This is a genomic window from Nocardia sp. NPDC088792, assembly GCF_044750615.1.
GTDB lineage: Bacteria > Actinomycetota > Actinomycetes > Mycobacteriales > Mycobacteriaceae > Nocardia.
Genome location: NZ_JBIVKC010000001.1, coordinates 991,408 through 1,004,536 on the forward strand (window position 1 = coordinate 991,408; position 13,129 = coordinate 1,004,536).

Annotated in this window: 11 protein-coding genes; 3 read left to right on the plus strand and 8 right to left on the minus strand. The window is 68.1% G+C overall.

The annotated features are described in order from the left end of the window. Positions 1-5: 5 nt before the first annotated feature. Positions 6-494, minus strand: a complete 489-nt coding sequence (locus ACIP5Y_RS04855; protein ID WP_400347626.1) for an LURP-one-related/scramblase family protein — start codon at positions 492-494, stop codon at positions 6-8. Between the two features lie 23 nt (positions 495-517). Next, a complete protein-coding gene (locus ACIP5Y_RS04860; protein WP_400347628.1) occupies positions 518-1,888 on the minus strand; it encodes an FAD-dependent oxidoreductase in 1,371 nt (456 codons plus the stop codon). A 162-nt stretch (positions 1,889-2,050) separates the two neighbouring features. On the opposite strand from ACIP5Y_RS04860, the gene ACIP5Y_RS04865 reads away from it, so the two are divergent. From ACIP5Y_RS04865 to ACIP5Y_RS04875, 3 genes are read left to right on the plus strand one after another with little or no spacing between them, the layout of a single operon-like run. Next, entirely contained in the window at positions 2,051-3,811 is a 1,761-nt protein-coding gene (locus ACIP5Y_RS04865) for a hypothetical protein (protein WP_400347630.1), read from the plus strand. Further along, positions 3,808-5,628 carry a hypothetical protein gene (locus ACIP5Y_RS04870; protein WP_400347632.1) on the plus strand — a complete coding sequence of 607 codons (1,821 nt, stop codon included), beginning with the start codon at positions 3,808-3,810 and terminating at the stop codon, positions 5,626-5,628. Before ACIP5Y_RS04865 ends, ACIP5Y_RS04870 begins: the two co-directional genes overlap by 4 nt. A 32-nt stretch (positions 5,629-5,660) precedes the next feature. Beyond that, complete coding sequence (locus tag ACIP5Y_RS04875) at positions 5,661-6,860, plus strand: PucR family transcriptional regulator (protein ID WP_400347633.1); 1,200 nt, start codon at positions 5,661-5,663, stop codon at positions 6,858-6,860. Between the two features lie 15 nt (positions 6,861-6,875). On the opposite strand, the gene ACIP5Y_RS04880 is transcribed toward ACIP5Y_RS04875, so the two are convergent. From ACIP5Y_RS04880 to ACIP5Y_RS04905, 6 genes are all read right to left on the minus strand, one after another. Next, positions 6,876-7,847 (minus strand): lysophospholipid acyltransferase family protein, encoded by a 972-nt coding sequence (locus ACIP5Y_RS04880; protein WP_400347635.1) that lies wholly within the window; start codon positions 7,845-7,847, stop codon positions 6,876-6,878. Between the two features lie 15 nt (positions 7,848-7,862). Further along, a complete protein-coding gene (locus ACIP5Y_RS04885; protein ID WP_400347636.1) occupies positions 7,863-8,699 on the minus strand; it encodes a GNAT family N-acetyltransferase in 837 nt (278 codons plus the stop codon). A gap of 365 nt (positions 8,700-9,064) precedes the next feature. After that, positions 9,065-10,252, minus strand: a complete 1,188-nt coding sequence (locus tag ACIP5Y_RS04890; RefSeq protein WP_400347638.1) for a hydroxylase — start codon at positions 10,250-10,252, stop codon at positions 9,065-9,067. Between the two features lie 140 nt (positions 10,253-10,392). Then, a complete protein-coding gene (locus ACIP5Y_RS04895; protein WP_400347640.1) occupies positions 10,393-10,995 on the minus strand; it encodes a TetR/AcrR family transcriptional regulator in 603 nt (200 codons plus the stop codon). Then, on the minus strand, positions 10,979-11,848 hold the full coding sequence (locus tag ACIP5Y_RS04900; RefSeq protein WP_400347642.1) for an IclR family transcriptional regulator: 870 nt from the start codon (positions 11,846-11,848) through the stop codon (positions 10,979-10,981). Before ACIP5Y_RS04900 ends, ACIP5Y_RS04895 begins: the two co-directional genes overlap by 17 nt. Before the next feature lie 118 nt (positions 11,849-11,966). Then, positions 11,967-13,115 (minus strand): Rieske 2Fe-2S domain-containing protein, encoded by a 1,149-nt coding sequence (locus ACIP5Y_RS04905; protein WP_400347644.1) that lies wholly within the window; start codon positions 13,113-13,115, stop codon positions 11,967-11,969. Positions 13,116-13,129 lie beyond the last annotated feature (14 nt).

Sequence of the window (13,129 nt, forward strand, 5' to 3'; positions counted from 1 at the left end):
ATCCGTCAGCGTTCGCCGCGGTCGGCGGCGATGAATTCGTCGATGCAGACCACGATCGCCAAGGTCAGCGGGACGTCGGGATGGAAGATGTCCACGCCGTAGGTATCGCGGATGCGGAACCACTTGCGCGAGGTTTGGGCTACCACGCCCCGAGGACCTTCGAGGGTGTAGTTCTTTTCGATCAGATCGCCGCGCGCAGTCCAGTGTTCGCCGTCGGCGAGGGTGATGGTGAAGCTGTGCCGGAGCGGGCTGAAGAGCTTCTTGCGGACGGTGGCGGCGTGCCGGCCGCCCGATTCGATAACTCTGGTGTCGCGCAAGGCGATCAGTCGCTTGTGGGCGGTGGCGTAAACCTCGCCGCCCGGTCCCCGCAGCTGGAAGGATCGCCGGAACGTCAGAATCTTGCCGGCCACCAGGAAGGCCCGGTTCCCGGCTTCGTCGTTCACCCAGTAGTCGTCGCCGAGGCTCAGCACCCGATGCCGCATCACGTATCGCACCCCGCCCAGTGTGCCCGAACGAGTCAGGGTGTACCGGCGACCGCGATGACGGCCTTGCGCGCGGCCACCTGGATGGGATCCCAGACCGGCGAGAACGGCGGCGCGTAGCCGAGATCCAGTTGCGCGACCTGCTCGACCGTGAAGTCGGCGGTGAGTGCGACGGCGGCGATATCGACCCGTTTGGCCGCGCCCTCCCGTCCGACGATCTGCACACCGAGCAGACGGCCCGTCTCGCATTCGGCGAGCATCTTCACCGTCATCGGCGCGGCGTCGGGGTAGTAGCCTGCGCGGCTGGTGGATTCGATGGTGACCGTCACGAAACGCAGTCCCACGGCGTGCGCATCCCGCTCGCGCAGGCCGGTGCGCGCCACCTCGAGATCGCAGACCTTGCTGATCGCGGTGCCCACCACGCCCGGAAAACTGGCATGACCGCCGCCCACCCGGGACCCGATCACCTGCCCCTGCTTATTGGCGTGCGTGCCCAGCGGGACGTACCGGCGGCGGCCGGACACCAGGTCCAGTACCTCCACGCAATCCCCACCGGCCCAGATGTTCTCGTGCCCGAGCACCCGCATCCCCGGGTCGGTGAGCAAGCCGCCGAACTCGCCGAGCGGCAGTCCGGCCGCCCGCGCCAACCGGGTGGCGGGCGTGACGCCGATCCCGAGCACCACCACATCGGCGGGGTATTCGGCGTCCTCGGTGACCACGGCGGCGGCCCGGCCGTCCGGCCCGGTGCGGATCTCCGTCACCTCGGCGTCGTCGATCAGTTCGATGCCCAGCCCGCGCATCGCCTTGCCCACCAGCGCACCCATATCGGGGTCCAGGGTCGACATCGGCTGGGCTCCACGGTTGACCAGCGTGACCCGGAAGCCTCGATTGATCAGGGCCTCGGCCATTTCGACGCCGATATAGCCCGCGCCCACCACCACCGCGCGCCGGCCGGTGGTCTGCTCGAGCGAATCGATCAGCGCCTGACCGTCATCCAGGGTCTGCACGCCGTGCACGCCCGGCGCGTCGATGCCCGGTAGCGGCGGCCGGATCGGTTCCGCGCCGGTGGCGATGACGAGTTTGCCGTAGCCGGTCCATGATTCGACACCGGTGTCGAGGTTGCGCGATCGGACGCGGTTACCCGGCACATCGATCTCGATCACCTCGGTGCGCATGCGCAGGTCGATATCGCGGGCCCGATGTTCCTCGGGCGTCCGGGCGATGAGGGCGTCGCGCTCGCGCACGTCGCCACCCACCCAGTACGGAATCCCGCACGCCGAATAGGAAGTGAACCCTCCGCGTTCGAAGACCACGATCTCGAGTTCGCTCGCCGCGCGCTGCCGCCGCGCCTGCGACGCCGCCGACATGCCGGCCGCATCCGCGCCGATCACCACCAGTCGCTCCACTGCGCCCACGCTACCGCCGTCGCGGCCCGGGACGGCCGCACCTCCGTATCAGACAGTCTCGGCCCGTCGCGGAACCGTCTCGGCATTTGCCCAAACGGACCCGCCGAATATCGGCGTTCTGCGAATGGATTGCCGGGTCACAGCGCTGGAAGGCTCCACTGCATGAACAGTGTTGTTCGATCGACGGTGCGCAGACGCGGCTGTGTCGCCCTGATGGCCTCCGCAGTGCTCACGACGGCACTGTCTCATCCAGGCATCGCCGCCGCCGATCCCGAACCGGTGAGCGCGGCGAGCGACCGTCGGGAACAGGTCTTGTCGACCCACGACGGGATCGTCACCTCGTATGTCAGTCTGGCGCTGCCCTTGCCCGCCGATGCGCCGCCGCATCCGGCGAGCTGCGATCGCGTCGGGTTCCTGCGGTACCGGCCGGTGGACGGGCCGGCGGCGTCCGCGGACGCCGACCACATCGTCGTCCAGGAGCAGGGACTCGGTGGCGGAGCCGAGAACTCGGACAGTGTCGCCTTCGACACCGTGCACTCCGCGCGGGCGATGGGGCAGCACATCGAGTTCTGGGCGCTGGCCCGGCGCAGCGCCTGCCTGGACGAGACCGAGGGCTTCGACTACGCGTTGAAGAGCGGCAACTACCTCGACGCTGTGGACTACTACTTCAACGGGAAACCACTGGACGGCAAGGTGTTTCCCGGTTTCGAGACCTCGGCCGACCTGGCGGTGCTCGACGATATGGGGCTCGAGCGCATCGTCCGCGACCAGTACGAGGTCATGTTGCACGAGGTGCCCGGCCAGGCACAGCGGCAGCGGGAATTCGTCTGCACCGGAATCTCACTGGGCGGCTTGGTGACCGGCTTCTTCTCCGACTGGGATTTCGACGGGCATCCGGGCGCCGACCAGTGCGCGGCCTTCGCCGCCCAGGATTCGATGATCTCCTCCGACCCGGTCGCCATCCAGAACACGCCCTTCCTGCACGATCTCACCGATGCGATCCTCGGACCTACGGATTCGGTCGTACAGGCGGGCTTCCGCGCCGGTGTGCTGCCGCGCATCTTCGGCCCGATGCCGGTGCTGGGCACCAAGACCTTCATGCTGCTGCGCCTGGCCGGCCTGGCCGCCCACCTGGATCCGGACGGCGAGAGCGCCCTGCTCGCACACCTCCCCCACGACCTGGAAATCGACACCAGCCTGAACTACCTGTTCGCGCCGACCTGGAGCGCGTTCGCCACCAATGGCGCGGACGGCACCGGCACCATCCGCGACTATCGGTTCACCAATACCGCGCTGCTGGGTGAGCTGATCGACAACAACTCCACGAATTTCACGTTGTTCCAACAGGGTGTGGGCGCCTTGAGCGGCGGGCCGGTGCAGGAGAAGACCTTCCCCAATCCCGGATCCCTCACGCAGCTCCCGCTTTTCGGCGGTTTCCTGAAGATCAGCGCCGGTACCCAGGAGCGCGTCGCACCGGCCGATCGCAGCGTCCTGTACACGTGGCGCAACTACAACGACACCGCCGGCGTCCCCTTCACCACGCCCGCGCACGAGGTCGCCGATATCCGGGACGCCGCCCGGCAGCTCGCCATGGGATCGCCGTATGCGTACTGGGAGACCTACTTTCCGCTGCGCGCGGTCGTGGATATCGGCGCCGGATACGGCGGTGCGCGCAGCGGTGAGATGGCCGGGCTCCGCTATCACGGCATGAGCCGCACCAAACCGAACTATGTCGCCTGGGCCGGCGACAGCGCCGTGCAGGGCACGGCGGGCACCTTCTTCCCCGCGCCCGCCTCGGCGACGGTGGTGACCCTGCCCGGATACAACCATGTCGACACCATTGGAGCCGCCGCCGTGCAGAATGACGGAAACCCCGACTACAGCGGCGAAACCCTCGCCCGATTCATCCGGACGCTCGGATGATCCGCCCGGCCTTCGCAGCCGTGATCTGCTGCACCGCAACGGTTCTGGCCGGTACCGCGCTGCCGCTCGCGGCGCATGCGGATCCGGTGCGGCTCGGGGTGCCCGATCGTGAGGTCGTCACGCCCATCACCGGCGATCCCGGATTGGGTGACGATGTCGAGGCCACCTATGTGCGACTGCACTATCCGAGCCCGTACTCCACCATGGCGCATCCGGAAGCGTGCGACTGGATCAGCTATGTGCGGTACCGCTCGAAGCAGGGCCCCGGCGAGAGCGCCGACGCGGATGCGGTGCTCACCGTGCAACCCGGAACCTATTCCGGTGCAGGGAATCTCGATATCCAAGGCCCGCAGGTGGTACGAAAGGCGGCCGAGAAGGGCAAGCACGTCGAATACATCTCCCTGCAGCGGCGCTCCACCTGCGCCGAGGATCGGACCGGCTGGGAAGCCGCGCAGCGTGCGAACGACTATCACCTCGCCGCCGACTACTACTTCCACGGCGCGCAGATCGACGGGCGCACCTATCAGTATCAGACGCCGGAGAACCTGAATTATATAGGCGAATACGGTCTTTCGCTGACGCTCGACGATTGGCGGGCCGTCATCGAGCATCTGCTGCCGGATCCGGCGCAGCGCACCAAGAGCTTCTGCGGCGGGCATTCGCTGGGCGCGTTCCTGACCGGGCCGATGATGGCGTGGAACTTCGCCGGCGATGCCTCGAACATGGATTACGCCGGATTCAACCTGTGCGGTGGCGGCATCATCCCCGAGGACGGCTTCGCCATGACCGATCCGGCCGGGTTCTCCGGTACCGGGGTGGTCGACCAGGTGCTGTCCGCGGCGGGCGGGGTCGTCAAGAACGCCGTGAACTCGCTGCTGCAGAACGGGCTGGGAGTCGCTCAGCTGCCGGTCATTTCGGCGTCGGAGGTGATGAACACCTACTACCTCGCCGCCATGGCGGCCGACCAGCGGCCCGATGACGAAAGCGATATGAGGAACCTGGTCCCGCGGGACCTGAAGACCGAACCGTGGATGCGGCTGTTCTACGGCAAGGACTACCTGGACCTGTTCACGGGCGCGAATCTGCCGGACGATTTCCGGGTCACCAATACCGCGCGACTGGGCATGTACTTCGACCAGAACTCGGCCGAGTACGTGCTGCAGGCCGGACTCGGGTTCTACGACTGCCCGGTGGAAGGCAAGACCTATCCGATTCCCAACGGGCTGGCCTCGGTGCCGATTCTCGGGCCGACATTGTTCGTGATTCCGCTGCGGGTCGGCTACGGGCAGAACTACGTGCCCGCCGATCACTCCCGGCTGTGCGGCTGGAAGAACTACGACCAGGTGCCGCCGTCGAGCATCGACGGGCCGGTGCTCGGGCACGGCCCGGCCACCGATCAGGACCACGAGGTGACCGATATCCGGCAGTTCGCGCACGCCATGAATCCGGGCTGGCAGCCGGTCGGCTACTTCGAGGAGTACACGCCGCTGCGGCTCGTCACCGACACCGTGTTCGCACTCGGCGTGGGCCGGGACGGGGATCTGGGCAAGCTCACCTACCGGTCCGGCGGCATCCTGAACTTCCTGCTGCACGGCGACCGCTGGCAGAGCACGCCGGCCGGAAAACGCAATCTGACCTTGCTCAGCGGTGATTCACCGGTGCAGAATGCGGGCCTCGCCGGACTGCTGCCCTACAACGCGAAGTACATTCCGGGTTACCGCCACTACGACGTGGTGACGGCCGCGGAGAAGCAGAACAACGGCATGCCGGAGCCCGCCAGCTCCTACATCGCCGACTTCATGATCCAAGGGACCTAGCGACCGTTCGACCCGAAGCCGGAGGGGCCATCGTGGAACAGACCCGACCCCCGCACGGCGCGAACGGCAGCGGCCCGGAAAGCTCCACCGTGGACATACTGCAACAGCAGGCCAACAACCTCATCCGGGACTTCACCGCGGAGACCCTGTCATTCAACGCACTCCCGCAGTCGATCCTCGACGCGGACTTCGTGCACAGCGCACACCTCAATATCGAGCTGTTCTTCCGCTACCTCGCCGAGGGCATCGAACCGTCGGAGGCCGCGACCCGGCCGCTGGTCGACCGCGCGACCGAACTGATCCGCGACGGCATGTCGGTGTCCGAGGCGCTGGGAAACTATCGGGAGGGCGCCCGCTTCTTCTGGGCGCAGCTGGTACCGCTGGTCGAGGAGCAGGAACCCGCCATGCTCCAGGAACTGGGCTCCCGGCTGACCGGCTACCTGGGCCTGATCACCGCGCGCATCGCCGAGGCGCTCGTCGCGGATGTGCGGCAACCACATTGGGAACTATTGGAACATCAGCACGAGATCGCCGACGCCCTGCTGACCGGCCGCTCACTGGGCGGCTGGGTCGGCGATCCCGAAACCCCGCTCGCCGACGCGTATCTGGTGACCGCCATCCGGATGGGCGCCGCCGCACCGGGCGCCCTGACCGCCGTGCGCCGGGCCCTGGCCGCCGAACCCGGCACCCTCCTGCATCGCGACAGCGCCGGCTGGACCGCCCTCCTCCCCCTGCGCGGCGAGCGCCTGCCCGACCCGCTGCAGAGCCTGGCCCATCCGAAAACCACAGCGGCGGAACCACATCCACAACTATGGATAGGCATAGCCCCCGCCGCCTCGCACGACGCCATCCCCCAGGCCTACAGCGAAGCCAGAATCGTCGCCGACGCCGCCCGCTGCCTGCGCCGCCCCGAAATCGTCTGCCGCCACCGGGACATGGTCCTCGAATACGCGATAGCCGCCTCCGGCCCTGCCCGCAAAAGCCTTACCGCCCTGCTGATTCCACTCACCGAACACCCGCTCCTGAATGAAACCCTGGACGCACTGATCGACAATCAGCTCAATACCAGCGCCGTCGCCAGGGCGCTGCACGTGCACCGCAACACGGTCCACTACCGCCTGACCCGCATCGCCGAACTCACCGGCCACGACCCGCAACAGCCCCACGGCATCGCCGCCCTGGTTGCCGCACGGACTGCGGCGACGCTGGAACGCAACGCATTCCAGCCCTGATCGAACGGTCCGGCCTCAGGCGAGGGCGTGTGCGTTCTCGGTGGCGGCAGCCTGCGGAGTGGTGGTGGCGCGGCGGACCGCGCCGGTGCCGATGGCCTCGACATTCTCGGTGCCGTGGATGACGTCGGTGAAGGCGCGGGTCACGGCCTCGTTGTCGGCCATGGCGGCTTCGCAGCGCCGGGCCAGGTCGTGGCGGTCGGTGCCGGGGGCTTCCAGGGGCTGGAGGGTGATCTCGGCGGTTACGCCGCGGGCGTGGAGGACTCGGCGGATGGAGTCGCCGAGGGAGTCGACGCCCACGAAGCCGGGGACGGTGGAGAGTTCGCCGTGCCGGTCCACATAGCGCAAACGGATCGGCTGGACCGGGGTTTCGGCGTCGACCGCGGCTTGGAAGAGGGCGGGCCGCAGCCGGCCGTGGGCGCGACCGCACCAGGTGGTGCCCTCGGGGAAGAAGGTGATGTGCTCGCCGGCGGTGAGGCGGCGGGCCATGCTCTCGATGACCGCCGGCAGGGTGCGCAGCTTCTCGCGTTCGATGGGGATCACCCGGACGCGCTTGGCAATATCGCCGAGCATGGGCCACTCGACCATGTCGGCGCGAGCCACGAAGGCCATGGGCTCGACGGCGGTCAGGGCGACGATATCGGTCCAGCCGATGTGGCGGGCCGCGACCAGCACGCCACCGGACCGGTCGTCCGGGCCGCGATTGTCGATGATGCGAACTCGAATTCCACAGGAGCCCAGCAGCATTCGCGCATAGCGGCGCTGCACGGCCGGACGGTGCCTGCGCGGGGTGGCGTAGTGCGCGAGCGGGAAGCTGACCAGGGTGCCGACAATGCCGAGGACGCGCGCCGCGACGCGCAGGGCGCCCGCCTCGGCGGCTGCGTCGACGCAGGTCGGGCCGCACGGGCTGGCGGGCATCCAGGCGTGCACCGGCTGAGCGGGAGGACACGACAGGGCCGCGGTGTCCGGAGCGAGGAGGGCGGGCATCATGGGTGCGTCACCGGCCTAGAGACTGTTGGCAGCGCCTTGCAGGCGCTCCAGATAACGGGTGTTGATGGTCGACAGGCCCAGCAGGGCAACGAAATCGGCGACGGCGAACTCGGGATCGTGGGCGGGCTCGCCGCAGATCTCGGCGCCCAGGCGCAGGTAGCCGTTCAGCAGCGGCGGCAGCTTGGGGCGCGCCGGCGCCTCCAGCTCGTCGAGGCCGCGGCCGTCCACCACGACCGGATTGTACGGGCGCACATGGCGTTCCGCGTCCAGCGCGTGCTTCTTCATGAGCATGTCGCGAACCCCGCGCACGTTCACGCCCGGCTGATCCTCCGGCGTCATCCGCATGGGGACGGAGACGCAACCCATGACCCACTCGTAACCGGTGAGCTGGATGTAGTGCAGGATGCCCGCCCACATGAGGGTGAGCACCGAACCGTTGCGGTGATCGGGCACCACGCAGGCGCGGCCCATCTCCACGATCCGGTGACCGGTGGGATCCAGTGCGGTCAAATCGAATTCGGTGGCGGTGTAGTAACCACCGGCCGCGGACACCTTGTCCGGCGGCAGCATGCGGTAGCAGCCGACGAACTGATCGGTCAGCTCGTCCCGCACCAGGAGGTGGTCGCAGTGATCATCGAAGCGGTCGGAATCCAGACCGGTGCCGTGGTCCGGAATGGTGAAACCCGGCTCGTTGGCGAATACCTGGTAGCGCAGGCGCTGGGCGGCCTCCCGATGCTCGGCGTCGGAGGAGACGACCAAGGAGTACTGGGACCGGCCCGTCGTGCGGGGCGGTTCCGGCTTGACATATGACGCGGGGGCGAGGCTGGCGCTCGACGCTGCCATGGTGGTCATACGCTTGATCAAGCCAGTCCCAGACTGCCTTGGCGCTACCGCCAGATGACCTGCCGATGCCAGTCGGGTGAACGCGACGCAGACCACACCCGGCGTTCATCGGACCGCCTCCGAAAGTTCCCTACCAGGACAAACGCTCGTATTCTGGCTGGGTACCGGGCCGGATCCGATAGCCGGTGAGCCGGGAATCGGACACTGGATCAGCGGGCCGCGCGGCCCGGATCGAGCCTGCCGCGACGCGTAGAAGACGCAACACTACGCCTGCTCACAGCGGTCCGCGCGACGGGGTCGGGATGCGCCGCGGCGGCCGATCCGGCACCGGTCCGGGCCGCCCCCGGGCGCGCGAACACCCGGGCTTCACCTCCTCAGATGAGCGCGCGCAAAGGCCCTTCGGGGACCTCGACACCCATCGCGGTCAGCGCGGAGGAGTGATAGATCGAACCGGGCGTGTGGATGGCATGTTGCAGCCCCACATGCGCGTCACGCCAGAAGCGTTGCAGCACACCGGTCCTGCGCGCCGCATTGCCGCCGGAGCGGGCGAAGATCTCGTCGACCGCGGTCACGGCGCGCCAGGCGCAGCGAGTCTGATTGCGGCGCACCATCGAACGGTCCGCGAAACTCACCGTCTCGCCGGCCTCGACCAGGTCGTAAAGACGGCTGATGCCGTCCAGCAACTGGGTGCGGGACGCCGCGATCTCCGCCGCCGCCTCCGAAATGGCGTACAGGACATAGGGATCGTCCTTGATCCGGGTGTGCATGGCCGTGACCCGCTCGCGCTGATAGTCCAGATGTGCTGCCATCGCGCCCTCCGCGATGCCGATCACCGCCGCGGTGATACCCAGCGGGAACATGGCCCAGAACGGCAGCCGGTACACGGTGCCGGTGCGGCCCGCGCGGGCCGCCGCGCTCTCCCCCTCGGCCACCTCACCGGAGTCGATGGTGCGGTACTCGGGAATGAACGCGTCGTCGACGATCACATCCTTGCTGCCCGTACCGCACAGGCCGATGACATCCCAGGAATCCTCGACGATCGTGTAATCCGCGCGCGGCAGCACCACGTGCAGCACCTTGGGCGGCTGCGCGGGCGCACCATCGGGACCGGCCACCAGCGCGCCGAGGAAAATCCAATCGCAGTGATCCGTGCCGGAGGAGAAATTCCAATGGCCGCGGAGCCGGTAACCACCCTCGACCGGGGTAGCGATGCCCTGCGCGGCGTACGGCGACGCGATCCAGGTATCCGGGTCGGCGCCCCAGACCTCGTCCTGCAGTTCGCGATCCATGAGCGCCATCTCCCACGGATGCACGCCACCGACGCCGCACACCCAGCCGGTGGAACCGCAGTATTGCGACACCGCCATCACCGCTTCGGCGAAATCGCGTGGGTGGGCGGCGTATCCGCCGAACTCGGTGGGCTGCAACATGCGCATGACGCCCGCCTCGCGCACCAGCGCGACGCTCTGATCGGACAATCGGCCGAGCCGCTCGGTCTCGGCCGCGTGCGCGGCCAGCCGATCGCCGAGCTCCGTTACACGGCGCACTACTTCGTGCGACATCACGCACCTCCGAATCACTGTGTGAGACAACCACCGGGGCGGGTGGGTGCCGACGACGGTAGGCGCTCTCCCTGCGCGGGGCGAGTCCCGTTTCCGCTCATCGAAACCCGCTGCGGCGCGAGTTCCGCTGTGGCACGGGTTCAGCGGAAGGGCGCGAGGATGAGCCGGGTGGCCAGGCGCAGGTCCGATTCCGCGAGCTCCGCGGGGAGCTTGTGGTTGAGCCCGGAAACCAGCACACCCCACCAGCTGTAGATGAGCAGCCGTATGGCGGCGAGATCCGCGCGATCCGGCACCCGATCACCGAGGGTGTCCAGGATCGCGCGCACGATCATCAGATCCGGCATGCCGTCGTCATCGGGCGGCCCGGCCACATACGAGGCGGCGGCAGCGTGCATCAGGGTCGCGCACAACTTCGGCGTGCTCAGCAGATCCCGGCTCAAGGCCACCAGCCGCTCACCGAGGTCCTCGACGGGGTCCCCGGTCGACCCGGTCCAGTAGCGCGTGACGAAGCGGTCGATGCGCGCCTCGAATACCGCTGCGAACAAATGCGTTTTGGACGGAAAGTAGCGATAGAGCGTGGCGATGGCGACATCCGCGCGCCGGGCCACATCCAGCATCTGCACCTGCTCGTAGGCGGCGTCCGCGCCGAGTTCGGCTGCGGCGTCGAGGATCCGCTCACGCCGTGCCACCTGCCGCTCGGAGATGGCTGCGGCCGGACGCCGCGCTTCAGCGATGCGCGGCACCGTTCTCCCCCTCCCGCACTGTGACTTCGGTGTCCGGACAGAAAGGAGTCCGCCCGCAGCGCGCGCCGGGCGGACCGTCGGCCAGCTCACGGAGGACGGTGCGTGCGGCGGCGGCCAGCACGGGTGCGATGCGCCGCATCGGTGTGCGCACATCGCAGACCGCCGAGATGGCGCCCACCGGCCCGTCGGGCGTGCGCAATGCGACACCCGCGCAACCGATGTGCGGCACGCATTCACCCCGCTCGAAGGTCAGTCCGCTGACCGATCGAATATGTACCAGCTGGCGATGCAGGACGGCGACGTCACCGATGCTGCGCGGGGTCCGGCGCGGCAGCCCGTCCCGGTAGAGCGCGTCGACCTCCTCGGGCGGCAACCAGGCCAGCATGGCCTTGCCCAGCGCGGTGCAGTGCGCCGGCGCCCGGCCGCCCACCCGGGACGGCACCTCGACCGCGGCCGGGCCGCCCATCTTGTCCAGGTAATACACCTCGGCGCCGTCCAGTACGGCCAGATGGATGACCAGTCCGGTGCGTACCGCCAGCTCGTGCAGCACCGGCGCCGCCGCCGCGCGCAGCGCCGAATGCTCGAACTCGCGGCCGCCCAGTCCCAGTGCCCGCGGCCCGAGCCGGTATCCGTTCGGGCCGCGGTCCAGCCATTGCAGGCGCACCAGTTGCTCGATGATGCGGTAGGCCGTCGACCGGGGCAGCCTCGTGCTGCGGGCGATCTGCTCCAAGGTGCGCCGGGTGCGGGGGTTCTCGAACAGATCCATGATCAGGGTGACCCGTTCGATCATCGACGGCGGCAGCGGGGACTGCCCGGAAACGGACCGGGCGTGCCCACTCAACGCTGAGGTCATGCCACTCACCTTCAAAACTGAAATTGATTACAGTTTCGACGCTAGCAACCGGCTTGCCGCTGCGGAAGGATTCGGATCCCTCTGGCGGGCACGGGTTCCGGTGAGTGGAACGCCACCGTCAGGACGAGGCCGCTTCCGCGGCACGACGTTCGACGGTGGCGCGAATCTCGCCGCGCCAGGTCTCCAGCGCACGAGTGGTGTCGAGCTCGTATTCGAAGCGGTCCACCATCTCCGGCCGGATATCGGCGACGTCCACATAGAACTGCTCGTACCAGCGCCGCAGCTGATAGACCGGGCCGTCCTCCTCGCACAGCAGCGGATTGTCGATGCGCGCCTTGGACTTCCAGATGGTCACATCCTGCTCGAATCCGAGCTTGACCCAGTCGCCGAGCGCGATCGCCGTCTGCTCGGCCGCCGCCGCGGGCAACCCGGCCACCTTCTCGACGATGATGCCGTACTGCAACACGAAGGAATTCGCGTCGATCGGATAGTGGCAGTTCAGCAGGACGGTGCGATGGTCACCGTGCTCGTAGTGGTAGGTCAGGTCGTCGATCATGAACGACGGGCCGTGATAGGACGCGACCGAGCTGTTGCCCAGCAGCCGCGGCTGACCGACCGGGCCGGGCAGGTCCTCGCGCGCACCGCTCTCGAAATACTGCGTCGCCGTATGCCCTTCGAAGACGTTCTTGAAGAAGGTGGGCAGCGAACCGTGCACGTAATAGAAGTGCGCCATGTCGACGACATTGTCGACGATCTCCCGGCAATTGGTGTGCACCACCGTGCTGTACCAGTGCCAATCGGTCCATTCGGCGCTGCCGGCGCCCTCGATGCGCGGGATCGTCACGTCCGGCGGCGGCGGATTGCCCTCCGGATCGTTCCAGACGAACAGCATCCCGTCCTGCTCCAGCGTGGTCCACGCGCGCGTGCGAGCCAGCGGCGGCACCCGCCGGGCATACGGGATCTGCTTGCAGCGCCCGTTTCCGCCCCAGCGCCAATCGTGGAAAGGGCAGGCGATCTCGTCACCCTTCACCTCGCCTTGCGACAGATCCCCGCCCATGTGCCGGCAGAAGGCATCCAGCACGTGCAACGCGCCGCCCGCGCCGCGGAACACGACGAGTTTGGTGCCGAAGGCCTGTACGGGATGCGGTTGCCCGTCCCCGAAATCGCTGACCAGGCCCAGGCAGTGCCAGCCGCGGGCGAATCGTGCCGGGGCCGGAGCGGCCTCGATCCGGCGTACTTCCTGAAATTCTGACTCCACCGTGCTCATGGCCACCGTTCTAA